General features: G+C 55.4%; 16 protein-coding genes. 11 read left to right on the top strand and 5 right to left on the bottom strand.

The genetic code is table 11. The annotated features are described in order from the left end of the window. Positions 1 to 115 precede the first annotated feature (115 nt). The 4 genes from JMJ16_RS24845 (at position 116) to dnaJ (ending at position 6,499) form a co-directional block, all read left to right on the top strand. Positions 116 to 1,372 (top strand): AAA family ATPase, encoded by a 1,257-nt coding sequence (locus JMJ16_RS24845; RefSeq protein WP_236601674.1) that lies wholly within the window; start codon positions 116 to 118, stop codon positions 1,370 to 1,372. A gap of 506 nt (positions 1,373 to 1,878) precedes the next feature. After that, positions 1,879 to 2,949, top strand: coding sequence for a heat-inducible transcriptional repressor HrcA (gene hrcA / locus JMJ16_RS24840; RefSeq protein WP_201385845.1), 1,071 nt, complete (start codon positions 1,879 to 1,881; stop codon positions 2,947 to 2,949). Positions 2,950 to 3,058: 109 nt separating this feature from the next. Next, the gene (dnaK, locus tag JMJ16_RS24835; RefSeq protein WP_201385841.1) at positions 3,059 to 4,963 is read left to right on the top strand and encodes a molecular chaperone DnaK; all 1,905 of its coding nucleotides are present in this window, start codon (positions 3,059 to 3,061) and stop codon (positions 4,961 to 4,963) included. A 393-nt stretch (positions 4,964 to 5,356) separates the two neighbouring features. Next, the gene (dnaJ, locus tag JMJ16_RS24830; protein WP_201369592.1) at positions 5,357 to 6,499 is read left to right on the top strand and encodes a molecular chaperone DnaJ; all 1,143 of its coding nucleotides are present in this window, start codon (positions 5,357 to 5,359) and stop codon (positions 6,497 to 6,499) included. Between the two features lie 75 nt (positions 6,500 to 6,574). Here the strand turns inward: dnaJ and JMJ16_RS24825 are convergent, their stop codons facing one another. The 3 genes from JMJ16_RS24825 to JMJ16_RS24815 form a co-directional block, all read right to left on the bottom strand. Beyond that, complete coding sequence (locus JMJ16_RS24825) at positions 6,575 to 7,597, bottom strand: endonuclease/exonuclease/phosphatase family protein (protein ID WP_201385836.1); 1,023 nt, start codon at positions 7,595 to 7,597, stop codon at positions 6,575 to 6,577. A 217-nt stretch (positions 7,598 to 7,814) separates the two neighbouring features. After that, on the bottom strand, positions 7,815 to 9,185 hold the full coding sequence (locus JMJ16_RS24820; protein WP_236600456.1) for a glycine--tRNA ligase: 1,371 nt from the start codon (positions 9,183 to 9,185) through the stop codon (positions 7,815 to 7,817). A gap of 420 nt (positions 9,186 to 9,605) precedes the next feature. After that, complete coding sequence (locus JMJ16_RS24815; protein ID WP_201385835.1) at positions 9,606 to 9,746, bottom strand: hypothetical protein; 141 nt, start codon at positions 9,744 to 9,746, stop codon at positions 9,606 to 9,608. 264 nt (positions 9,747 to 10,010) lie between these two features. On the opposite strand from JMJ16_RS24815, the gene JMJ16_RS24810 reads away from it, so the two are divergent. From JMJ16_RS24810 to JMJ16_RS24780, 7 genes are all read left to right on the top strand, one after another. Then, entirely contained in the window at positions 10,011 to 12,686 is a 2,676-nt protein-coding gene (locus JMJ16_RS24810; protein WP_201385832.1) for an RNA helicase, read from the top strand. 464 nt (positions 12,687 to 13,150) lie between these two features. After that, a complete protein-coding gene (locus JMJ16_RS24805; protein ID WP_201385830.1) occupies positions 13,151 to 15,583 on the top strand; it encodes a serine/threonine-protein kinase in 2,433 nt (810 codons plus the stop codon). Between the two features lie 57 nt (positions 15,584 to 15,640). Beyond that, on the top strand, positions 15,641 to 18,397 hold the full coding sequence (locus JMJ16_RS24800) for a serine/threonine-protein kinase (protein WP_201385822.1): 2,757 nt from the start codon (positions 15,641 to 15,643) through the stop codon (positions 18,395 to 18,397). A 246-nt stretch (positions 18,398 to 18,643) separates the two neighbouring features. Then, a complete protein-coding gene (locus JMJ16_RS24795; protein ID WP_201385817.1) occupies positions 18,644 to 19,096 on the top strand; it encodes a hypothetical protein in 453 nt (150 codons plus the stop codon). Between the two features lie 30 nt (positions 19,097 to 19,126). Further along, positions 19,127 to 19,447, top strand: a complete 321-nt coding sequence (locus JMJ16_RS24790; protein WP_201385815.1) for a hypothetical protein — start codon at positions 19,127 to 19,129, stop codon at positions 19,445 to 19,447. Positions 19,448 to 19,799: 352 nt separating this feature from the next. Further along, the gene (locus JMJ16_RS24785; RefSeq protein WP_201385814.1) at positions 19,800 to 20,687 is read left to right on the top strand and encodes an ABC transporter ATP-binding protein; all 888 of its coding nucleotides are present in this window, start codon (positions 19,800 to 19,802) and stop codon (positions 20,685 to 20,687) included. A gap of 101 nt (positions 20,688 to 20,788) precedes the next feature. After that, positions 20,789 to 22,510, top strand: a complete 1,722-nt coding sequence (locus JMJ16_RS24780; RefSeq protein ID WP_201385813.1) for a hypothetical protein — start codon at positions 20,789 to 20,791, stop codon at positions 22,508 to 22,510. Positions 22,511 to 22,607: 97 nt separating this feature from the next. Here the strand turns inward: JMJ16_RS24780 and JMJ16_RS24775 are convergent, their stop codons facing one another. Both JMJ16_RS24775 and JMJ16_RS24770 read right to left on the bottom strand, forming a co-directional pair. Then, on the bottom strand, positions 22,608 to 23,780 hold the full coding sequence (locus tag JMJ16_RS24775) for a YncE family protein (protein ID WP_201385811.1): 1,173 nt from the start codon (positions 23,778 to 23,780) through the stop codon (positions 22,608 to 22,610). 18 nt (positions 23,781 to 23,798) lie between these two features. Next, positions 23,799 to 24,881: a hypothetical protein gene (locus JMJ16_RS24770; RefSeq protein WP_201385810.1), complete on the bottom strand. Its 1,083-nt coding sequence runs from the start codon at positions 24,879 to 24,881 to the stop codon at positions 23,799 to 23,801. Positions 24,882 to 24,887: the final 6 nt, after the last annotated feature.

Raw genomic sequence — 24,887 nt, 5'->3', positions numbered from 1 at the left:
GAACTGTCCCCTGTTGAGCATACTATAAATGTATATCGCATAATATGTCGCATTCTGCACCTTTCATATGTATACCTCTCGAAAATGTCCCCCTACTTTTCCTATGGAGGCTTACATGGCAAAATTCGATCAGCAGGCCTACTCTAACCTCTTTGCTCGCCACTTTATGCCCTTCACCGGACTGAATGACCTCATTCCAAACTCGCCCATCACAAACATCTGGCCCATTCAGAACCTGCTTCCCACTGGCCTGACCCTCCTCAGCGGTGAATCACGTTCCGGCAAAACCTCCTTCGCCCTCCAACTCATGCTCAATGTCGCACAGGGCATGTGTTCCTTTGCCGACGATAGTCCCGATGACTCCCAAACCTTCACATCCGCTCGTGGTCGCGCCTTCTACCTGGGCCTCGATCACTCCCTGCTCCGCCTTCACGAGTTCCGTTCGCGCCTGCTAGCGGCCCAGCCCGGCACTCCCCCACCTAACAACCTCTTCTTTACCAACACCTGGACCCCTCTCACGCCCACCGAGGGCCTGCATGAGCTTCAAATCTGGCTTACCAACTCTCCCGATACGCGCCTCCTCGTGATTGATAACCTGGCCTCGCTGCGCCCCCTCTTCAAGGGCAATGACCGCGAATTGCTCGCCCTCCTGCGCCGCCTCGCCGAACAGTATAATATCAGTATTCTCGTTCTCCACACCTGCAAGCGCTCCTCATCCCTGACCGCCTCGGTCGATCATCACCTCCATCTCAAACGTCTTCCTGTCTCCAACTACTATCATCTTGATGTCCTTGGATCTTCGCTCGCTCCCTTCTCACTCACCCTCCATTGTCCAACCTCTCACATTCATTTCCGCCACGCCTCCCTTGCAGAGAGCCTCGCCCTGAGCACACTTAGCGCCCATAAAACCCTCACCCCCGAACGCCTCGCCATCCTCCATCTTATCCATACATGTGAACACCCCCTCTCACCCGCCCAGATCACAGCCGCGCTTGGCCTCGACTACACCTGCGTACGCCAGCTTCTCAGTAAAATGGTCAAAGCCAACCTGCTCACCACCATCTCCCACGGCCACTACACCCTCCATCCCTTCATCAAGCCTCTCGTTCCCGAACTCCTAGCCCAGCATCCCTGCCAACCCAAATTCGAGATCGCTCACATTCTCCTCTCCCCCGACTCTGAAGATACCCTTACCCCCGAATCCTCTAACGCTGCTGAATCCTCTCCCGACGACTCTTCCAATTCCGCTCAAACCTCTACCACCCTCGAATCCCAAACCAGGATCGCTCACAATCTCACCCCTCATTCTTATACACTGCTAACTCCCAAAAGCGGAAATCCCGATCCCAACCAACTCAACCCTAACCTGTAAAACCACTAGTTTTTGCGCTTAGAGAGAAACCTTTCACGCAAAACGGCTCCCGATTCGGTAGGGATCAGCCGTGTCCCCGAATGGGGGCTCCAGCGCGTCGGAAGCCATTTTCGGTAGGGACCAGCTTTAGCGCGTCCGAATGCCATTTATGGCAGTTCGGCGCAAGCCAAAAATGCCCCAAATGAACACGTCTCATAATCTATCACGACAATGCTCTTTTAAAAAAATAACTCGGCGCGTAGCACCTCGCGCCATGTAGCACCCCGTCCCATAATATGAAGACGCGTGCTTGAGCAGCGTCGTCCCCTCCCCAGCGTGGCCCCTGAGCATGTTTCTTGACCAAAAGCATTGCGCCTCTTGACAATGCCCCCGGTCGAGTGCTATTCTTTATTTGCAGTCTCAAGTCGAGACTGCTAGCAATCAGAGTTGACAAGCATTGTATCATCGTACATGTCACGGGTGTGTGATATTGCAGATTGGTGCGTCAACAATCGAGGGCAGTCTTGATGACACCATTGAGTCAACGTAAGCAACAGATCCTGCGGGTTCTGGTTGAAGAATATATCCATACCGCGACCCCTGTTGCGTCTGAGACTCTTGTGCGCAAGTATGGTCTGAAATATAGCTCCGCCACCGTTCGCCACGAACTGGCTGGCCTGGAGGAGTCGAACCTCATCTTTCAGCCCCATACCTCTGCTGGACGTATGCCAACAGACCTGGGCTATCGCTATTTTGTTGAGCATCTCATGCGAGAGTCAGCACTGTCACTCGATGAGCAGCGTCTTATTCGTCACCAATTTTACCAGGTGCAGGACCAACTGGATCAGTGGGTTCGCCTCACGGCTTCGGTTATGGCTCGCCTGCTACACAGCGCTGCGATCATGACACCTCCTCGCTCCAACGAGGGCTGTCTGAAGCACTTTGAGATCCTGGCGGTGACTGAGCTGTCTGCCCATTTGGTGCTGGTGCTCACCGATGGCTCGGTGAAGCAGCAACGCCTGCTGCTGGATCGGCCTATTCGACAGGATGAGCTTAGTGCACTGTCGGCGCGTCTGAACTCGCTGTTCGCGGAGAGAACCGCCACTGAGATCGATGTGATCGCCTCACAGGTTGATTTATCTCCAGTTGAACAGCTTGTCGCACATACCATTAGTCGCATTTTGCAGCAGCATGGCGATCTCTTTGGCGATGTGTTCTACCGCGAGGGCGTGATCAATATTCTGGAGCAGCCAGAGTATAGCCGTCTCGGTCCTGAAACCGCTCGCAACGAGCGTGTGCGTAATGTACTTGAGGTGCTTGAACAAAATCGTCTCCTGCCCGCGCTTGCCTCGCACCTGCGAGATCAACCATCCGATGGTGTGCAGGTGATTATTGGGGGCGAGAATGAGTGGGAGGAGATGAAGGATGTGAGCCTGGTAATCGCGCGCTATGGTCAGGAGGGTGGTGTTGGTGGCCTGCTGGGCGTGATCGGTCCGACACGCATGCAGTATGATCGCGCCATAGCCGTTGTTCGCTATATGGCAAACGTCATGAACGAGCTCCTCTCCGAACTTTACGGCGGCGGCGGCGGCAGCTAATTAAAAAGCTGTAAAAGCTGTCAAACATCAACAAAACGTCAACCAGGGATTTCTGTTTCGCAGAAATTCAAATGCTTATAGATTTGATTCTTTTTTTTAGGAGGCAACTGTGCCAAAGGTAATCGGTATCGATCTGGGAACCACCAATTCTTGTGTTGCTGTTATGGAAGGCGGCGAGCCTGTCGTTATTCCTAATGCTGAGGGCGCTCGTACTACTCCTTCTATTGTCGCTATCAATAAAAATGGCGAGCGTCTTGTTGGCGAGGTTGCCAAGCGCCAGGCCATCACCAACCCCGAGAATACGGTGTATTCCATCAAGCGCTTCATGGGTCGCAAATTTGAAGACCCCGAAGTTGACCGCGACAAGCGCATTGTGCCCTTCAAGGTCGTGCGCGCCAGCAATGGCGACGCCTGGGTTGAGGTTCAGGGCAAACAGTACAGCCCCCCAGAAATCTCGGCCATGATTCTACAGAAGCTGAAGACCGACGCCGAGGCCTACCTGGGCGAGCGCGTGACTCAGGCTGTTATCACCGTTCCCGCCTACTTTAACGACGCTCAGCGCCAGGCGACACGCGATTCCGGCCGCATCGCTGGCCTCGAGGTCCTGCGTATCATCAACGAGCCAACCGCTGCATCGCTGTCCTATGGTCTCGATAAGAAGAAAGATGAGCGCATCGCGGTCTATGACCTGGGTGGCGGTACTTTCGATATCTCCATCCTGGAACTGGGCGATGGTGTCTTCGAGGTCAAGAGCACCAATGGTGATACACATCTGGGTGGTGATGACTTCGATCAGCGCGTCATCAACTGGCTGGCCGACGAGTTCCGCAAGGAGCAGGGCATCGATCTGCGCCAGGACCGCATGGCCCTCCAGCGCCTGAAAGAGGCCGCTGAGAAAGCCAAGAAAGAGCTCTCCAGCTCGATGCAGACAGAAGTGAATCTGCCCTTCATTACCGCCGACGCCAGCGGACCAAAGCACCTGACCATGACCCTCTCCCGCTCCAAACTGGAGCAGTTGACTGAGGACCTAGTCGAGAAGTCCCGCAAGCCGGTGATGCAGTCACTCTCCGATGCTGGAATGCGCCCTGGTGATGTCAACGAGGTCGTTCTGGTTGGCGGTCAGACCCGTATGCCTGCCGTACAGACCATGGTCCGCCGCATCTTCGACCGCGAGCCTAACCGCGGTGTGAACCCCGACGAGGTCGTGGCCATCGGCGCCGCCATTCAGGCTGGTGTGCTGACCGGCGACGTGAAGGATGTACTCCTGCTCGACGTCACGCCGCTCTCTCTGGGTATCGAGACTTATGGTGGCGTCTTCACCCGCCTGATCGAGCGCAACACCACTATCCCAACGCAGAAGAGCCAGATCTTCTCCACCGCTAGCGACAACCAGCCTAGCGTAGAAGTCAACGTCTTGCAGGGTGAGCGTGAGTTCGCCAAGGATAACCGCTCGCTTGGTAGTTTCATCCTGGATGGTATTCCACCCGCTCCTCGCGGTGTGCCACAGATCGAGGTCACCTTCGATATCGATGCCAATGGTATCGTGAACGTGTCCGCGCGCGATAAGGGTACCAATCGTGAGCAGAAGATCACCATTCACCCCTCCAGCGGCCTGAGCAAGGAACAAATCAACAACATGGTTCACGATGCTGAGGCTCATGCTGCCGAGGACAAGCGCCGCAAGGAAGAGGTTGAGGAGCGCAACCAGGCCGATAGCGCGGCCTATCGCTCCGAGAAGGCTCTCTCCGAGCTTGGCGACCGCATCTCTGGTGAGCAGAAGAGCGAACTGGAGACCAAGATCGCTGATGTGCGTGCCGCTCTGGCGACCGACGACGTCGATCGCATGAAGTCCGCGCGCGAGGCCCTTGAGCAGTCCTTCTACAAGATTAGTGAGTCGATCTACCGCACTGGTGCCGAGGCTGGCGCAGGTGCTGGTGCGACTGCTGACCCGGGCGCGTCACAGGGTGGTAACACTGGTGACGACACCATTGAGGGCGAATACAAGGAAATGTAATAATGGTGCAAGGGTACTACACGTGGTAGTACCCTTGTCCTTTTTCCTTCCAGCCCACCACTACATCCCACACAAAGCTACAAACTTAGTAATTGCATTGAGTTTCTTTCCCATTAACCGATACATATAGTGAGATGTAACAAACGTGTGAGCAGCCAGCGTTGCATACGCCCATCCCTCCTACCCACAGGCGAGCTTGCAAGCCGAGAAGCAGGGAAAGGGATTCCTTTTCAAAACCCTGTCCGGTACTACAAGCATTGCGTATCTCCTGGCTATGGTGTAAGCTTGTTAATTGGTACAATCTCTTCTTGACTTGCCTTTCTTCTATTGATAGATGTTACCCAGTAGCGCGGAAAAGAACGCGCCCTGTTTCTGACGATAAAGGACCGGTAGATGGCCGCAAATAAACGAGATTATTATGAAGTTCTAGGGGTGGCCCGCACAGCGACGGATGACGAGGTCAAAAAAGCCTTCCGCCGCCTCGCTAAACAGTATCACCCCGACGCTAATAAAGAGCAGGGAGCGGAAGCCCGTTTTATCGAGATCAACGAGGCCTACGAGGTCTTGAGCGATTCACAGAAGCGTGCCGCCTATGATCGTTACGGCCATGCTGGTGTTGGTGCCAATGCCGCAGGTGCCGGATTCAATGGATTTGAAGGCTTCGGTAGCATTAATGATCTCTTCGAAACCTTCTTCGCTGGGTCTACAGGGGGAACAACCCGCCGTACAGGTACGCAACGTGGCGCGGACATCCGCTATGAATTAACTATTACCTTTGAAGAGGCGGTATTTGGCTGTCAGAAAGAAATCGAGCTGCCCCGTTGGGAGACCTGTGGCAACTGTCACGGTAACGGCGCCCAGCCTGGCACCTCTACCTCGCGCTGTTCCGCCTGTCAGGGGACGGGTGAGATCCGCCGCGTGCAGCAATCGATCTTTGGCCAGTTTGTCAATGTCATGATGTGCGAGCGCTGTCGTGGCGAGGGCCGCGTCATTACGACTCCCTGTGAGAAGTGCCGTGGCCAGGGCCGTGTGCGCAATAACCGCCGCGTCGTGGTCAACATTCCCGCCGGCGTCGATGACGGCATCAACGTACGTGTGACGGGCGAGGGCGAGGTTAGCTCCCGTGGAGGGACGCCTGGTAACCTGTACGTCGTCCTGACTGTCAAGCCACACCCCTTCTTCAAGCGCCAGGGTAACGATGTGCTCTATGAACTGCCCATCAGCTTCACACAGGCCGCGCTTGGCGACGAGGTCGAGGTTCCCACCGTTGATGGGAAGACCACGATGCTCAAGATTCCCGCTGGCACGCAGAGCAATCGCTCCTTCCGCCTCAAGGGCATGGGCATTCCCGTGGTCCACAGTAGCGCCCGTGGCGACGAGCATGTCATCGTCAAGGTCGTGACGCCAACCAACCTGACGCCTGAGCAGAAAACCCTGCTGGAAGAGTTTGCCCGCATCGAGCGTGAGCAGAATGAGCAGAACGGTAAGAACATCTTCCGCGACCTCTTCGAGAAAACCAAAGACGTCTTCCAATAGGTTAGAACAAAAAGAGAGGCTCAGTAGCGCGCTACTTGCGTACGTGGCTACTGAGCCTCTCTTTTTGCTGCTTCTTTAGCCAACAATTGATTCTTCGATAGTAGGTTGTGTGGGTGACTGTATGGGTTTGGCGGTAAAGCTGGCCGTCATCGCCAGGTGGTCGCTGGCGGCGCTACCGAGGATGCCATTGCCCATCAGGATGGGCTGACACTGCTCTAAGCGTTGGGCCAGTTCAGGGGCGGCGAAGATGTAGTCAATGCGCCCGGCTGGCGCTATGGATGGGCAGGTAAAGCCGGGATCGCGCGGGGCTTTCTTGCGGAAGCAATCGACATAGCCTGCTTTCAGCAGGAGGCCGATACTCGCGCGTGGTGCGTAGAGCGATGCCGCCAGGTTAAACAGCCCGCTTAGCACCTGGCTGCGCGGAATAATACGCAGCACGGGGATCAGGAAGCGGAGGGGCGGTGGCACAACATAGTTCAGGGTGGGTACACCGTCCGCGTAGTTCTTGAACTTATGCTTGCTCCGTTTCTCCTGTTCTAAGGAGACCAGGGCGCGGAGTAGTTCGCTAGCCTGAAAGGTGTCGCCGGGTGCCAGGGAGTTGAAGTCACCCATCAAGATATGGGGTCTGCCCTCCTCCTGGATGGGGGCCAGGATGCGCAGGATCGCGCGCACCTCGCGCTTCCTGAGCGCGCCACCTCCCCGTCCCTTGAAGAACGAGGCCCATAGGTGCGTCACAAAGACCGTCAGGCGCTCCCCACTCTCCTCCTCAACGCTGACCTCCAGCAGGGGCTTATTCAAAATCCCTGGGCGTGGGTGAATTTTTGTCTCAAGGATGGGCAGGCGTGTCAGGAGGGCGAGCTGGTAGTCTCCAGGATAGGCTGGTTCTCCGCCCATAACCAACTGCATCCCCATCTCTCTGGCAATTTCATCAATGACGCGTGGCTGCTCCTGGATCTGCGGATGCGTCGCCTCCACCACGCCAACAATATCTGGCTTCACCGATTGCAGGATACTACAGATTTCTCGCGTGCGCTTGCTGCCCTGCTCACGCACATTATAGCCACCAGCCAGAATATTAAACGAAACAATACGAGGCATATTCTTATCTATCTCTAGCTTTCTTCATCTTCTTAGCAATATGAGTCATCATGGCATACATCAATTAAAACGAAGTAACCCCTACCAAAGCTACGCTCACTCTTTATCTTCGCCCGAATGGAACAATTTATAAGTTTATCGATACTAAAAAAGGAGGAATGAGGCTCTGTGCAGCCGATGGCTGCACAGAGCCTCATTCCTCCTTTTTTAGTATTTTTTATTTCCAGGTGACGCGGTCGAGCAAGTACATGGTCAGTTCCGCGATCGGAATACGGATCTGCTCCATGCTGTCGCGCTCGCGCAACGTGACGGTCTGGTCGTCCAGGGTCTGGAAGTCGATGGTGACGCAGTAGGGAGTACCAATCTCATCCTGGCGGCGATAGCGACGCCCGATATTCTGGATATCGTCGTACTGGGTGACCATGAAGCGTTGCAGGTTCTTATGGATATCCTTGGCAACGCCGACCAGCTCTTCCTTATTTTTCTGCAAAGGAAGAACTGCACACTTGACTGGGGCCAGCCAGGGGTGCAGGTGCAGCACTGTGCGATCATTGCCCTTGCCCATGGGATCTGGCTGCTCCTCGTAGGCGTCGAGCAGCAGATTGAGGAAGGTGCGATCCACGCCACCCGAGGTCTCGACGATCCAGGGAATATAACGTTCCTTGGTGTTGAGATCGGTGTAGCTCAGGTCCTGGCCGCTATACTGGCTGTGGCGCGAGAGGTCCCAATCCTGGCGCCAGTGGATGCCTTCCCACTCCTGCCAGCCCAGAATCGTGCGGTACTCGATGTCATACGCCTTCTTTGCGTAGTGTGCCAGCTCGTCCTTGCCATGCTCATGGAAGCGCAGGCGATCCTTGTGGTTGATGATGGTCTGGTACCACTTGAAGCGATACTCCTTCCAGTAATCAAACCACTTGTCCATCTCGCTGGGATGCACGAAGAATTGCAGGTCCCACTGCTCGAACTCGCGCTGGCGGAAGAGGAAGTTACCCGGCGTGACTTCGTTGCGATAGGCCTTACCAATCTGACAGATACCGAAGGGGATCTGTACACGCGAGGACTTCACAACGTTATCATAGTCCAGGTAGATGTTCTGGCAGGCCTCACCGCGCAGGTAGGTCTTCATGCGGTCGCCCTCAACCACGCCCAGGTAGGTCTCCATAAGCAGGTTAAACCGGCGCGGCTCGGTGAATTCGCCGCCACAGGCTGGACACTTGTTCTGCTCAACATTTTTGGGGTCCAGGTGGTCGATGCGGAAGCGACGCTTACACTTCTTACAATCGACCAGGACATCGACGAAGTTCTCGACATGTCCACTGGCCTCCCAGACGCGTGGATGGGTGATGTTCGCGCCCTCGATACCCACGACATTGTCGTGCATCTGCACCATGGACCACCACCAGAAGCGGCGGATATTGTTGCGCAGCTCGACGCCGAGGGGGCCAAAGTCATAGAAGCCCGCGATACCACCATAGATCTCGGAGTTGGGATAGACAAACCCGCGCCGTTTGCTCAGGGAGACGATCTTGTCGATGGGAACCAGGGGTGTTCCCTGAATCTCTTCTTGCATCTCTTCGATTTGTGTCATGAGTGGTGAAACCTCCACATAAAAAAATCCCCAGGCGTCTTCTCTCCGCCCAGGGACGAATGTTGCCAGCGTAGGCCTGGGGCCACTACAACGCTCTGGCGACATGCGCGGTTCCACCCTGCTTCTTCACCACAAATCAGTGAAGCCACTCTTTATGGAATCCAAAGCCAGCTCCAAAGCGCCCTTCACCTGCTGTTGATTGTCGACCTCGCACCCTCCGTCGGCTCGCTGGTATCTCGCGCAGGTTACTCTTCTTTATCAACGCTGGCGCATATTTCTCTCAATTGTCTTCCTATAGTATAAACACCCAGGCTCCAAGATTCAATCCCTCCCCCACCTTTGGTTATGGAATAAGTAGTGTGTGATGCAACAACTGCCGGGCTGAAGCCCGGCAGTTGTTGCATCACACACTACTTATATCTACCTCTTGCGACTAGCGCGCTGCTCTAGTTTCTCCATCCAGATGGGGACGATGATCGAGATGGCTGTGAAGGCCGCGACCGCTCCATAGACTACAGCCAGGGTTTTGCCTACTGGACCTTTTGACTCGCGTTTATCCATGCTGTACCTCCTACATACTTGTCTGCTGTCTAGCGAATAATATCTCTGCGTCGGAACCACCAGCCACCCGGCAAGAAAACTCTTACTATACACAATACGATGGGCGCTTCCATAAGGTGATAACCAAGCAGGGTGTTTGTCCCTCATGTGCGCGGGACAAACACCCAGTTTGCCTCGGCAATCGTCCTGCTTGTTCAGACCCCCGCTGCATGTTACAATGGAGATCAATATTGCGAACGTTTGAAACTGTAAAGAAAAAGGCGCATGGACGAATACGTGGAGGCCGGGCGTGTGAACCAGGCCGCAATTGAAGATTTTGCTGCTCGCTATCCCTTTCCCATCGATGATTTTCAGCTAGAGGCTGTGGCTCATCTGCTGGATGGGCGCTCTGTTATGGTGGCTGCTCCTACCGGAACTGGTAAGACCCTGGTCGCTGAGTTCGCTGTCTGGTTAGCACAGAAGCGTGGGCAACGTATCATTTATACAACCCCTCTTAAGGCCCTCTCGAACCAGAAGTATCGTGATATGCGCGAGCTATACGGCTATGACAATGTTGGCCTGGTGACTGGCGATATTGTGGAGCATAGTCATGCCTCGATTGTGATTATGACGACCGAGGTCTATCGCAATATGCTGCTGGAAGATGGAGGCGAGCGCTTCGCCAACGGTGAGCGCCTTGATGCCAGCGAGCTGCGTGATGTCGGCTTTGTGGTCTTTGACGAACTGCATTACTTGAGTGACTTTGATCGCGGCCCTGTCTGGGAGGAGGCGATCATCTGTTCACCTAAGCATGTGCAACTGGTGGGCCTCTCCGCCACGGTTAGCAACGCTGAAGACCTGGCAAGCTGGATCAGTCGTGTGCATCGCCCCATCTCACTGGTCTTTCACGAGCAGCGCGCGGTCCCGCTGGAGCACTATTATTACTATGGCGATAAGATTCACCTGGTGCAGGATGCTGAGGGGAACCGCGTCAATCGTTTCCCTAGAGTTGGTGGCGAGGCCAAGATCGCGCAGATGATGAATCGCCGACGTACCTACGTGTATGATGATGATGAGGAGGACGAGGTTGACGAGGAGGCTGTCACCGAGGAGTTTTGGGATAAGCAGGAGAATCGGCGTAAGGGTCGCGTGCCCAACCGCGAGCAGCGACGCCGGGCCGAGCGCCGTGGCAAACCAAGCACCTCGCGCGCGCAGCAGCACTCGTCTGCTCCCTCTACAGCTCCGGCGCATGCTGCTCCCAATACTGAAGAGGGCAGTGAGACGGAAGAGCGCCCCGTACGGCCACGCCAGCGCCAGTTCTTCAAGGCCCCCGAGCCAGGCGAGACATTGACCGCGCTTCGCAACGCCGATATGCTGCCCTGTCTCTACTTCTTGCCTGGTCGTCGTGTGGTGGAAGAGGCCGCCACGAGCGCCTCTCTCCATAGCTTTACGACCCCCGAGGAGGAGGCCTTTATTCGCGAAGAAATTGGGATATGGCTAGATCGCCTGCCGCCCGAGGATCGCAACCTGCAACAGGTGCTCTCCCTGACGAACATGCTTCCGCGCGGAATCGCCTTCCATCATGCCGGCCTGCTGCCGGGACTGAAGGTGCTAGTGGAGACGCTCTTTGCCCAGGGACACCTGCGAGCCGTCTTCGCGACCGATACCCTGGCCCTGGGCGTGAACATGCCAGCTCGTACCGTTGTGGTGGGCAGCCTCAGCAAGTTCGATGGTCAGGAGATGCGCCTGCTCACGCCCAATGAATACCGTCAGTTGACCGGGCGTGCTGGACGTCGCGGCATGGATGTGCGCGGCTCGGCAGTTATCCCCTACTCACCCTGGGAGCCTTTCGAGGATGCATTTCAGCGCATCACAGGCGAGATGCTACCCGTCACTAGCTCATTTGTCATTCGCTATAACTCGGTGCTCAACCTCTGGCGGCCAGGAGATGTGCAGCATCTGCGTCGCATCTGCGCCTCCAGCCTGCGCGAGTACCAGCGCTACCTCATATGGGAGCTGAACGAGTATCATCGCCTGGAGAAGCGCTATCAGAAGGCGCGCAAGTCGGGCAAGAAGAAAGGGGCGGCCTCTGAGGGCGCTTTTGAGGCGCTAGAAAAGCGTCGCCAGCGCATCGGCTCCTACCCACTCAGCCGGGCGGGCGCCGCCGAACTAGATGGCACGATCTTCGCCTTGCGGGCACTTGGCCATATCGGCCAGAACGATGAGCTGACGTTGAAGGGGCGCCTCCTGCGCGGTATCTTCCACCCTGCGGGTATCATGCTGGTCGAGATGATAATGCGTGGCATCTTCGATGGTATGTCGCCCAACGAGGTCGCCGAGATCTGTAGCTGGTTCACTTTCAGCAACGATAAGCGCCTGCATAATCGGAATGTCCTGGCGTCGCGCCTCGCGCGCGTGCGGCGCGATCTCTACCAGGTACTGCAACATGTCCATGGCATCGAGGAGCGGGCCGGGATTAACTTTTCACCGAGTATCCAGCCAGAGTTCCACGGCGTGGCCTTTGCCTGGTCGCGTGGCATGTCCTTGAATGCGCTTCTCAACCGGATCGAGCTGGCAGAGGGTGATATCCTGATGCTGCTCAATCAGACCATTGACCTGCTCCAGCAAGTCCAGGCGGCAGTTGGCCAGGTGGCCGACATGAAGGAGGCCTGGGATAAAGTGGTGCCGCTGATGACGGATGGCGTGATGAACGAGCGGAATGTGGCCTCACACACGCAAGCGCAATTGACCGAACTACAACAGCAACGCGAGCGCCTGGCTGCCCTGCGCCCCCTCTTCGCGCAGGCTGCCTCTTCCCTGCTACGTGGCATTATCATACAGAGTCGCATGGTACCCTCGATGTCTGTGCAGATCGAGGATAGTGTGCTTCCGCTCGACGCGGAAGAGGATCGTGACTCAACCGGCCTGCACGACTCCCAAACCTTCGCCGAAGAAGTGTAGACTGAATATGCATGAGGCCCCCTCCGCCATTTTGTGGTGAAGGGGGCCTCATGCATATTCAGTCACTAGCCCTCTTTTCCCTATTTCCTACCATTTTGCTTACTCGCCCGTTTAGTATAATAGTGCGCGCTACCGGAGAGCTTTGAGATGTCATAACAAACGCTGTTATAACAAACGCTACCGAGATACATCCTTGAGTGAGCTTTAGCGTAAAGTGTTTCTTGTCGGTTGAGCGCCAAAAGAAACATTACTTTGGTCATGCCTACAGGGCCTAGAAGTTGTCAGAACCAGCCAAGTTGAATAATATGTACAAAGGTACAAATATCTCTAGTGGCTGATAAAGATGCGGTGGGTAGAGGATGCAAGTGTGATGGATCACGTTGCCCACGCGGATCGCAATAGATCGAAGGACGAAGACTAGCTAGCGATTGTATTTGTGAGCAGGAAAAGGGGTAGGTTTTAGAATGAACGCAGAAGCTTTGATAGGAAGAGTGCTGGGGACCTGTACGCTCCAGAGGCTCATCGGTCAGGGAGGCATGGGCGCTGTCTACCAGGCGCAGCAGTCACGCCCGCGCCGCCAGGTTGCCGTAAAAGTGCTGATGCCAATGTCGCCCTTGAATCCTAATCAGCTAGCGGCGTTCCTGGAGCGTTTTCGCCGCGAGACGGATGCCGCGGCCTCGTTGGATCATCCTAACATTACGCCCGTCCATGAATATGGTGAGCAGGATGGGATCGCCTACCTGGTTATGCCCTACATCAGTGGTGGTACGCTCCGCGACGAATTGGAGCGCTTTGGACCCCTGCCTCTTGATAAAGCTACGCATTATCTCGAACAACTGGCCGCGGCTCTTGATCACGCGCATGATCACGGGGTTATTCACCGTGATATTAAGCCAGCCAATATTCTGCTGACCCCCGAGGGGCGTCTCTTATTGACCGATTTTGGCCTGGTGAAGATTGTGGGCGAGGGCTATGCCCCCCAGGTTCGCCTGACTGGCGAAGGGGTGCCAGTTGGCACGCCCGATTATATGGCGCCCGAACAGGTCATTGGCAGCGATGTTGATCAACGCGCCGATCTCTACTCTCTGGGTGTGATTCTCTTTCAGATGCTCACGGGAACAACTCCCTTCCAGGGAGAGACGCCTATGCAGATTGCCGCGCAGCAGTTGCAGGTTCCACCACCCTCGCCCCAGGCTTTGCGTCCAGACTTGCCCCTGGCCGCGGCCCAGGTCTTGTTGAAGGCCCTGGCTAAAAAGCCGGTTGATCGCTATACGACCGCAGTCGATTTCGCTATCTCTTTCCGTAATGCCTTGCAGAGCTCAGGCGTCCAGCTTGGTGTGAGTCCACTGCTGAATGGTGTTACCTCCAATACAGGGCGCATTTTTATTCCCAAAGGCATGCTTGAGCCTGCACGGCATAGCGCGCGCATCCAGACAGTCCCTGGACCAAACGCTCCGGCTCCCCAGGCTGAGCCGGCTGCTCCTGCAGCCAGGGGCCAGTTTAGACCCGGTGTCCTGCCCTCGAAGAAGCTTGGCCAGGTCAGCCCCGTCGGTGGTGGCCTGTTGGCACGTGCTCCTGGTATTGCCGACGCGCCGGCATTCGCTCCCGCTGATCCGCTCTCTCCTCTGCCTATAGAGGCTGCGCGTCCAGCTGGTGGCCTGCTCTCGCGTACGGGAAAATTTCCCCTGGTGAATGGTAAGCCAAAGGACGAAATGGCTCAGCAGATGCCTGAGCAATTCTCTACTATGACACAGGCGCCGCAGCAGGATTTTAGTACGCAGTTCGCCGCTTCTCTGCTGCCCTCGACGCCCCTGGCTCCTCAGCCTGAGTCAGCGGGTATGGTAAAGCGTAACACGGGTACGTTGATCGCGCCTTCGGGCCAACAAAACACAGGCGCTCTGCGCACAAACACTGGCTCGCTGATGTCGATCAACAAGCAGCAGGGCACGGGCACGCTGACGCTTACCAATGGCAATAACGAAACAGTCAAGCTCACCGGGCCGGTAAAAGTCGTGAAGGTGCCTGTTGCGGGCCAGCCTGGTCGCTACGTGACCGGCATTCTGCCGGTAATCCCCGCTGATGAGAAGATTTCTGAGCGCTCGGGAGCCTCGTTGGGGGTAAAAATTATCTCCATCTCGGTGGCGACTGTGCTGATTCTGCTGGTGGGGGCCGGTATGTTCTGGTTTATGCATAATCGTTCGAGCCAGGTTCCACAAAACAATACCAGCAGCGGGAGCAGTGTGACGAGTACCCAGAAGACCTCGGGGGCACCAACCAATTCTAATATCCTGATTCAAGATCCCCTGGACCATAACGCGCATGATTGGCCTGAAACGCCAGCAGATATGTATGCCTTTAAGGATGGGGCCTATCATATCACGAACCATACCGATGCCAGCGGTATCAGTCTCCTGGAGACCTCGCCCTTTAATGGCCCTATCACATATTCACTCTCAATGCGCCAGATCGCTGGCGACGATAACTCAGAGGTCAATACCTTTGGCCTGATCTTCCGCTTCTCGCAGTCCATGCAAAACAAGAAGCAGGTTACCCACTTTTACACCTTCGAGGTCTTAAATAAAAAAGGTGGCTACTACCGCTTCTGGAAATACGATGATAGCTCGGGCGATAAGAATAAGTTCTGGCAGCAGATTGGGAAGAACGTCAACCTTGGGAATGAGTTTAAGATTGGGGGGGACGCGAACGCGACGAACACGCTCACCGCGACGATGGATGGCAACAAATTTACCTTCTGGGTTAATGGGAAGAAGGTGATGGATGCCACTGATAACTCCTATGCTACTGGCATGGTGGGTATGATTGTGAACCTGAAAAACTCGGAAGTTGCCTTTAGAAACCTTTTAGTAACGCGCGGGGTAAACAATCCTACGCACTAGTTTTGGGGCATCACTGGTCCGTTCCTATTCATCTACATGTAAGAGGCAGGTCGTCGTATGAACGCAGAGGATTTGATTGGTAAGGCGCTTGGGACATGCACCTTGCAGCAACTTATCGGTCAGGGTGGGATGGGAGCCGTCTTTCTGGCTCAGCAATCTCGCCCACGCCGCCAGGTTGCGGTCAAGGTGCTCTTCCCTTTTACGCCGCTCAATCCCGGTCAAAAGGCTGCGTTCCTGGAGCGCTTCCGGCGCGAGACGGATGCCGCGGCCTCCCTGGTCCATCCAAATATCATGCCTGTGCATGAATATGGCGAGCAGGATGGGCTGGCCTACCTGGTTATGCCCTACTTGAGCGGAGGCACGCTCCGCGATGTACTTGAGCGCGAGGGACGCCTGCCCCTGGCACAAACCAGTAACTATCTTGAACAGCTCGCGGCCGCTCTAGAGGTGGCTCATGGGAGGGGTGTCATTCACCGCGATTTGAAGCCGGCGAATGTGATGCTCACACAGGAGGGCCGCCTGGTCTTGACCGACTTTGGCCTGGTGAAAATCCTCTCTGATGGGCAATCCGCGCAAGTGCGCTTGACGGGGGCTGGAGCCCCTCTGGGCACGCCCGACTATATGTCGCCTGAGCAAGTCATCGGCACTCCAGTCGATATACGTGCTGATCTTTACTCGCTTGGCTGCGTGCTCTATCACATGGTCACAGGGAGCCTGCCCTTTAAAGGGGCACTCCCTATGCAGGTGGCCATGCAGCATTTAAATAATCCGCCGTCCTCACCACGCTTGCTGCGTCCGGATATCCCGGTGGCGGCTGAGCAGGTGATACTGCGCACCCTGGCGAAACGGCCTGAGGATCGCTATGCCAATGCCAGTGAGATCGCGGGCGCTTTTCGCGAGGCGCTGATCTCGGCTGGTGTCTCCATTGGCGAGACTCTTAAAGTGCCTGCCGCTCAGGGTGATGCTTCTTTTACCAAGCGAGGTCTGTTTGATCCTATGTGGCAACAAAATCATTTTTCACAAGACGAGAACTCGCCTCAGAAGCCTTCTGAACAGCAGCACCCATTTCCACCTATGCCTGCTCCCATAAGCCAGGCAGCCCCTGGCGCTAACGCCCAGGCATCTCAACCCGCGCAACCGCCCGTGCGCAATGATTTTATCGCCAGGACGAGTATGACGATGCCCTCTTTTACAGGCATCCTTCCTCCAGAGATGCAGGCTGCTCCGGTTCGTCCGACGCCCGTGGCCCCGGCCCTCTCTTCAGGAAATACCAATTTTGGCGATGCCTCCTTCGGAATGCCTAATACATTTCTGGCGCAGAACCAGAATCAAGCGCCTAACCAGCACACGCCACCCTGGGGTCCGGAACAATCGCCCGCGATCCCGCAGGAGGATTTTCCGCAGGCGCCCTCCTCATTTGGAGGAAGCGCACCGTCCACTCCTCGTGCAGGCGGGCTATTAAGCCAGTTCTCATCTGAGAAGCCCCAGGCGACGCCTCAGCCCGGAAGCTCCTCACTCAACCTGGCGCAGCCTTCCTCACCAGAGACAGAGCAGAACGCACAGCCCGCTTCTTCATCACTCTTTTCCTATGGGTCCAAGCCTACGGGTCTGCTAAATTATGCTGCGACGGCACAACCCGCTGCTGAGCAGCCTGTTGAGCCAGCGCAGACCGGTATGAATAATGAGCAGCAGGGGATGATGCCGCAGCCTCAGCAGGATGGATGGGGACAGCAACAGGGCTTCGCGCCCAACTGGCCACAGTCTGGTCAGGGCAAGACTGGCACGCTTGCTGATTTTGGTGGCCAATATCCTGAACAGGGAAAAACGGGTCTCCTGGCGCCAATTGGCGAGGTGAGCGCTCCGGGTGCTTCAAACACAACCAGCATGATGCGCCTGGTCCAGCCAGCCCGAGTCTTTAAGATTCCGGTCGCGGGCAAGCCTGGTCAGTATGTGACGGGTATGCTGCCCCAGTTGCCTGCCGAGATGCAGGATGATCTGAAGGCAGAGGAGGAGAATCTAAAGCAGAAGAAGTTGAGCAATCGCCTGAAATCGGCTATCTTGATTGTTACAGCTGCATTGATCATCTTTGGTGGTAGTCTCTTCTGGCTAGTCAATTCGCATACTACCCCTCAACAGTCTAACCCTCATGATACAATGCTTCTGAAAGCCCAGGCGACCAGCACCGCCCAAGCGGGTGTGACAGCAACGGCCCAGGCAGCTAACATCTATTTCGAGGATCCCCTCGATAGTAATACGCATAGCTGGCCAGTGGGGGGAGACTTTACATTTAAGGATGGCGCGTATCATATCAAGAATACGTCTAGTGGTATCAGAAATGCGATTCTGTCCGATTTTGTGCTGCCTGATTCCTTCGTCAGCACGATCACGATGAATGTGATCAAAGATAATGCCAGTGGCGATGATAACCCTCATAACGAGTACGGCGTCATCTTGCGCTACCAGAAGGATAGCAAGGGTAAGCGCAGCTTCTACCTCTTTGATGTGCGTAACTCCAAGGATGGCGGGCGTAAGTATCAGTTCTGGAAGTACAGCGATAGCCGTGGCACAGATGCTGGTGCAGCCTGGAAGCAGCCGCTCTGGGAAGGCGACATCAAGGGTGAGTACAAGGGCAACCACAACCAGCAAAATGTGATCAAAATTGATGTGCAGAACGATAAATTTACGTTCTATGTCAATGGCAAGCAGGTTGGTAACAAGAGCGATAACTCGCTAAAGGGTGGACAGGTAGGCATGCTGGTGTATCTCAAAGATACCGAGGTAGCCTTCTCCAATCTGGCGTTGACTCGCAATTGATAATGTATCTCTGGGTATATCCGTTACGTTGTAGGGGCCATGCTGGCATGGTCTGGTCACCTGAGGAGAACCGCGCTCTCCAGCGCTTGGAGTCCAAGCAAGCTTGGACCCTACAAATGTAGGGGCGGCGTTGGTTGTGTCACGACATGCTGTATTGTATCTGGATGCCAGTCCGCCTGGTCATAGGCAAACATTGCGGCAATTTCCTATAAATTGCTGAGGATTGAAACGAGGTAACGCTTGAACATGTTGTTCGTACAGACATCTCTGCATTCTGTGATGGGGATGGCCCTTGCTGGCGTGAGCGATGGCCAGATGAAGGTTATCTCCATTGCTCTGTGGATCAGTGCATTCCTGTGTATCCTGAATATCATCTTAGCGGTCGTGTATCGAAGTCGTTCGAAGCGAGAGGTGTTCTCCTATTGGGTTATCTGTGTCCTCGAACTGGCGATTTTTGTCTTTGCCCTGCTCTTGCGAGTCGGGGTTATCTCTCAGGTTCCGTTCCATCTGCCACCAGGCCTGCCCGTTGACCGCCTGGAAATTGGCGCGGCGCTGGCCTTTGGTATCGGCCTCTTCCCGGCGGCCTTCTGGCATCGCGTCAACCTCTCTGATCTTCCTAAGCGGATTGGGGAAGATGGCAAGGCTATGAAGAGCGGTAAGGGGAAGGTGAGCAAGGCTCCTGGGGAGTGGATGAATTAAATACTGTAGAAAATTGATGGTGATCCAGTAATGTTACGACGATTCCTTAGTGCGTTCGTTGAGTTTGTGCGCTCTTGTAGCTCCTGGCAGATACGCATAGTGACGCTGGCATTTCTGGTCCTAAGTATTGGTTGTAGTTCCCAGGCGCTTGTCAGTGCCGTTGCTGCCAGTTCCCATGTTATGCAACCAGTAAGTAGCGCAGCTAATAATATTGATACGCTTGTATATCCTCATCAGCGCGCCTGTACTATTTCGCCACAACAAGTGGCGCAGAGAACCATATCGCAGAATGAGCCGCTTGCAGGTACGTCGAGTATGATGCCCAATACCTGCTCGCATATCCAAAAGTAATGCTCTGTATTTATCTATGTACTTATGTGCATGCCTCTCTTTCTTAAGGTGCCCCATTGGAAAGGGGCACCTTTTGTGTGTTATGCTAGGAACTTTCGCAGTGACCATGCGTACAGGTATATGTATGGGTTTTTAGCGAGGGGCTGAGATTATGCCCCTTAGATCTTCGCTCCCTTTCTACGTCTATCTTACTGACACCATGTGCAAGTTATTTCTGGTTAGGGATGTGGTAGCGGTTGGCAGCCGCTACCACATCCCTAATCAGGGCGAGTGCCATAGATGCGAGATTGGGCGCTCTCGCTTATACTTCTATCATTGGTAGACACTGTAGTAATAAAAAAGGATGTTTTGAATGAATACCTTTCCTGAGCAGAATCCTTCACAGACTCAAGATACACCTTTTCCTCAACCAGCCACAGCTCAGGCTTATCCACAAGCATATGCATCTACTCAAACGGGGCAGAGTGCTGAGCAATACGCGGTTCTGACGCAGGACCTGTTGCAAACCTTCGGCCAGAAGGTCGCTGTAAACCATCTGAACCTTGCTGTACGTCCGGGGGAGTTCTTTGGCTTTCTGGGTCCCAACGGCGCTGGCAAATCGACAACAATCAAAATGATGGTGGGACTCTTGCGCCCAACCTCTGGCTCGGTCTGGGTGGGAGGCGTGGATGTCTGGAAAGATCCACTCAGCGCGCGTGCCCTGATGGGCGTACTTCCTGAGCACCTGAATCTCTATGAGCGCCTGACGGGGCGTGAGTTTATTCTCTTTGCAGGCCATATGTATGGTGTGCCCGATGCCGATGTGACGCGCCGCACCGAGGACTTGCTACGTGTCCTTGACCTGGCAAACGATGCAGATAAGATGATTGTTGATTATTCAGTAGGTATGCGTAAGAAAGTCGCGCTGGCCGCGGCCATCTTGCATCGACCCCAGGTGCTGTTCCTGGATGAGCCGTTTGAGGGGATCGATCCCGTGAGTTCACGTGTGATTCGCGACATTCTGCATGAACTGACCCAGCGTGGGACGACGATCTTCTTCTCCTCGCATATCATGGAGGTGGTGGAGCGCCTGTGTACGCGCGTTGGCATTATCAATCAAGGTGTGCTTGTGGCCGAGGGAACGCTGCAAGAACTGCGTGAGCGGGCCAGCGGCGATGATAAAGATGCCTCGCTGGAGGACGTCTTCCTCAACGTCATTGGTGTGCGCAATGAGAACCATAATCTGAGCTGGCTTGACTGAACCCTTATTCCGAAATCCAACGTCACTCGCGTGACTAGCGCTTCCCCCATTCGGGGACAGGCGCGCTCAGGGTTTCGGATCAGAAGTAATAGGAGTGTGGTGTGCTTATCCATCGCGATAAAATCCGCTGGCTGCTCTGGCTGCGCTGGAAGACATTTCTGCGCGCCTTTACCCGTCCTGGTAAGGGCAAGGTTGGCCGCATCATTAGCCGTATTGTATTGATCCTGGTGCTGCTCTGGGCAGGCTTCTGGGCAGCCTTTCTCTTCTTCGCGGCGGGCCGCTTTCTGCCTGCTCCCGCCAATTTTGAGGCGACCCTGCTACTCCTGACGGCGCTGAATGTGCTCTGGCTGGTCCTGCCGCTGCTTGAATTTAATACCAATGAAGGCCTGGACCTGACCAAGCTGGCGCTTTTCCCACTTACGCGGGGCGAGAAGATGCTTAGTCTCGTGCTCTCGACCCTGCTGGATACGATGACGTTGGGGCTGCTGCTGGTCTTTGCTGGCCTGATTGCAGGTTGGGCCTTCTCGCTGCCCCTGGTGCTCTTTAGTATCGTGACGGTACTGGTGTTTTATGTGCAGGTGATTGGTATCGGCCAGCTCATCCTCTCGCTTTTGATGAGCTTCTTGCAGAGCCGTCGTTTCCGTGACCTGGGTGTCTTCCTGATCGTGCTTATCTCCTTCTCTGGCTATCTCTGCCAGTTTGTCTCGCGCGGAATCTTTACCGAGAACTTCATTAATAATCTGAGCAATCATCCGTATTCGCCCTATCTCCAATGGCTCCCGCCCGGTATGGCGGCGCGAGCCATTGAGCAGGCCTCGCTGGGGAACTGGGGCCAGGCGCTGCTCTGGCTGCTGGCCTTGCTGGCGGTCGGCGTGGTGGCTCTCTTCCTCTGGCAAATGATTGTAGAGCGGGCAGTGGTACGTCCCGAGGTCGACAACTCGGCTAGGCGTGTGCGTCGTCGCTCCACAAGTGAGGCGGTGGTACCTTCCACAGCGGCAGCAGCCCCTGTAACGGCATCCGGACCCAGGCCTGCTCTTCTGGAGCGCCTCTTCCCAACGCCAGCACTTTCGCTGCTGGGCAAGGATCTGAAATATATGCGGCGCGATCCGCAGATCACTGGAGCGCTGTTGCAATCGGTGCTTGCGCCCGTCTTTGTGGTCGCTGTGACGCTGTTTAATGCCACATCTGGCGGTGGAACGCACGCAAATGGCTTCTCTAGTTGGTCCACGCTCTTGCTGGTGCCATTGATGGTCTGTCTCTCGCTCTATCGCTTCTCGTATAATATCCTGGGCTTTGAGCGCCAGAGCCTGGGTACGCTCTTCCTCTTTCCGATCAAGCCCTGGCATATCCTATGGGGCAAGAACCTGGTCACCTTCACGATCGGGATTGTGGAATTGGTGATCCTGGTGCCGGTGGCGATGTTCCTCTCGCATAGCTTGAATCTGCTCGTTCCTGTCCTGGCGGGTGGCTTCTCTGCTATCTTTGTGGTCGTGGGCCTGGGAAACCTGACCTCGGTCTTCTTCCCTCAGCAGTGGCGGCAGATTCAGCGTGGCTTCCAGACCTCAATGGGTTCAAGCTCTGAGGCTGGCTGTATGCGGGCCGTGATGTCACTGGTGACGCTCGCGGTCCTGGTCGTGGTGATGGTGCCGGTCCTGCTGGCATTGGGCGCGCCGCTCTTCTTTGGCATGACCTGGCTCTGGTCGCTGACGGCCCCGCTTTCGCTGGTCTATGGTGTCCTTGTCTATATCGGTATAACGTCGCTTGTGACTCCTCGCCTGCTGAATCGCAGCCCAGAGATCCTCTCAGTTGTGACACGCGCTTAGCTTGCCTTTGTGCCTTTGAATAGGATGTGTAGAGCGCCCTGGTAGCCTGCGGCTACCAGGGCGCTCTACACATCTGTTGTATCAGTATTGGCTATCTTTAGCCCTTCTTGTGTGGCTCGGCCTTCTTGCGTGAGCGCAGGAAGATGAACAGGAGGCCAAGCAGCAGACATACAATCAGCACATAGGCGACGATGTTGACAATTGTGAGCAGGCTATCAGGCGATGCGTTCACGGCCTGGGTCAGTGCAGGTGGATAGAGGCCTGTGATGATAAATTGAGGGCTGCCGCCTACTGTGAGGGTATTGATGGGCTGGCGTCCAGGAACATCGTACATGACGACTTTGCCGCTCGCGAGCGCGATAAAGGCAAACTGCCCATCGCTGGTAATAGCCACTGATTGGGGATGTTCCTCCAGCGAGATGACCCGGTTAGGCTCTTTGGGCAGAGCGAAGCCTCCATGTACCGGGTTGAGCACCAGTAGCCGGTTGGTGCCCCGGTCAGGAACATACATCTCGCCCGTAGTTTCATCAAAGTCCATGGGACCATAAGAGCCGTCAGAGAGAATTTTTGTGACCTTGTGGGAGACAAGGTCAATAGTCATAATGTCCCCAGCACGCGTAGTGACATAGGTCGTTGCCCCAGGTGGGTTCGAGAGATATTGAGGACCTCCGTCAACGGGAATGCTGGCAAGCCGCTTATGCTGTTTCAGGTCATAGACAATGACGTCGTGTTCGCTAGAGATCCAGAGCTGATTGCCAACCGTATCTGACTGGGGATCTGAGACATAGGCCATAGCCAGTCCATAGACGGGACCATCTGTTGCCAGCGTGCGTATAACCTGGCAGTTTTTGGGATCAATCTCACGCACGCCACCGGTCCCATTGCCGCCACTGTAGATAAGCTTGGTATTCAGGTCATAGGCTAGAAGCGTGGGCTGCCCGGGAACGCTCGCCGTACAGAGTGTATGTCCATCATGCGTATCGAGAACCGCGACCTGGTTGCTCTGAGGTAGTGTCACAAAGAGGTTCGCGCCATCGACGCTGAGCAGGACGGTGTGTGGGTCGCCTTTCAGTGCTACGTTTTTTGTGACCTTCTGCGTAGCGATGTCGATGATGCTCAAGCCCTGGCTGGCGCCTGCCACGTAGGCCAGGTTGGGCGCGCCGCCATCGGCATAGGCCAGGCGAGGACTGCTCCCCATGAGCAGGAGGCCCATCAGAGTAAGAGTCAAGAGTAAGGTGAGATAGAGCAAGCGACGTCTACTGTGCACCATGATGTCACTTCTCCCTTTCTAGTTTTTCGGTGTCAGCGAGGCCCAGTGCTGGCTGGACTGGTCAAAGCGATAGATGGCAACCGGGTAGGAGAGCGAGATATAGACCTCTCCTGCGTTACCCGGGTGGGCAACCACATTGAAGTAGTTTCCTTGCAGGGGAGGTAGTTTGCTCCAGCTTTTGCCGCCATCGCTGCTGCGATAGAGAGACGTGCCCGTCTTCCCGTAAAGTGTGAGCGGTTGTTGTGAGGAGACGCTCAGTGAGTTAATGGCCGCGGCTGAATAGACCTGTTGGAAGGTCTTACCATGATCCTGAGAGGCATACACGCCATCATCGCCGCCGGCATAGATAGGGCCGTCGTTCCCGCCTGTGGCCAGTTCATAAACACCGCCTGTGTTCTGTAACTTTGCCCAGTGCTGACCGCCATCCTCGCTGCGCGCTAGGCCATCGCTGCTCCCGGCCAGGAGCACATGTTTCTCGCCTGGGAGGGCGAGCAGACTGCTCAGGCTACCAAAGGGAAGCTCGCCAGCGGCCTGAAAGTTCTTTCCACCGTCCTGGCTCACGAGTAACCCATGACTGCCCAGGGTGTTGATATAGACATAGACTTCGTTGGCGGAGGTAGTGCCAGCCTGGGCCAGGAAAAGCGTGCTGGGTGTAAGCTTTTTGGCGGCAATGCTGAGCTGCCAGGTTTGCCCCTGGTCGCCACTGGTGTAGAGGCCAGGCGTGCCCTTCGATGACTTGTCGGTGGGCTGAGCCAGGACATAGACGCGTTGAGGATCTACGGGGCTGCTCACCATGGAGTAGCTCATTAAGCCCTCCATGGCCTGCCCAGCTCCTCCTGCGACCATCTTCCAGCTTGTGCCATCATCTGTGGTGCGGAAGAGGCCATAGTGGGTCGCGAGCAAGAGCGTATGGTTGGCAAAGGCCAGCAAGGAGTGAGGGTGGTTTGCGGCTGTGCCAAAGACATTGACCTTTTGGGTGGTCTGGGCATTGCTTGTTGTGGTATCATTCCCGGTGCCGCTACAACTCGCGAGCACCAGGGCCATAAGTATACATAAGCTCAATGGTAGCCAGCGTCGAAAACGCCTGTTGCCCCAGCTCATAATCTG

The sequence above is a fragment of the Ktedonobacter sp. SOSP1-52 genome (assembly GCF_016587395.1).
The sequence above is the reverse complement of the archived record's forward strand: the minus strand, read 5'-3'. Positions and strand labels throughout refer to the sequence as shown.

Excerpts from the sequence above, each read along its gene's own strand:
- JMJ16_RS24775 (WP_201385811.1), bottom strand. The coding sequence starts at position 23,780 with ATGGTGCACAGTAGACGTCGCTTGCTCTATCTCACCTTACTCTTGACT.
- JMJ16_RS24810 (WP_201385832.1), top strand. The coding sequence starts at position 10,011 with ATGGACGAATACGTGGAGGCCGGGCGTGTGAACCAGGCCGCAATTGAA.
- JMJ16_RS24800 (WP_201385822.1), top strand. The coding sequence starts at position 15,641 with ATGAACGCAGAGGATTTGATTGGTAAGGCGCTTGGGACATGCACCTTG.
- JMJ16_RS24820 (WP_236600456.1), bottom strand. The coding sequence starts at position 9,185 with ATGACACAAATCGAAGAGATGCAAGAAGAGATTCAGGGAACACCCCTG.
- JMJ16_RS24815 (WP_201385835.1), bottom strand. The coding sequence starts at position 9,746 with ATGGATAAACGCGAGTCAAAAGGTCCAGTAGGCAAAACCCTGGCTGTA.
- JMJ16_RS24805 (WP_201385830.1), top strand. The coding sequence starts at position 13,151 with ATGAACGCAGAAGCTTTGATAGGAAGAGTGCTGGGGACCTGTACGCTC.
- JMJ16_RS24845 (WP_236601674.1), top strand. The coding sequence starts at position 116 with ATGGCAAAATTCGATCAGCAGGCCTACTCTAACCTCTTTGCTCGCCAC.
- JMJ16_RS24825 (WP_201385836.1), bottom strand. The coding sequence starts at position 7,597 with ATGCCTCGTATTGTTTCGTTTAATATTCTGGCTGGTGGCTATAATGTG.
- JMJ16_RS24795 (WP_201385817.1), top strand. The coding sequence starts at position 18,644 with ATGTTGTTCGTACAGACATCTCTGCATTCTGTGATGGGGATGGCCCTT.
- hrcA (WP_201385845.1), top strand. The coding sequence starts at position 1,879 with ATGACACCATTGAGTCAACGTAAGCAACAGATCCTGCGGGTTCTGGTT.
- JMJ16_RS24770 (WP_201385810.1), bottom strand. The coding sequence starts at position 24,881 with ATGAGCTGGGGCAACAGGCGTTTTCGACGCTGGCTACCATTGAGCTTA.
- dnaJ (WP_201369592.1), top strand. The coding sequence starts at position 5,357 with ATGGCCGCAAATAAACGAGATTATTATGAAGTTCTAGGGGTGGCCCGC.
- JMJ16_RS24785 (WP_201385814.1), top strand. The coding sequence starts at position 19,800 with ATGAATACCTTTCCTGAGCAGAATCCTTCACAGACTCAAGATACACCT.
- JMJ16_RS24790 (WP_201385815.1), top strand. The coding sequence starts at position 19,127 with ATGTTACGACGATTCCTTAGTGCGTTCGTTGAGTTTGTGCGCTCTTGT.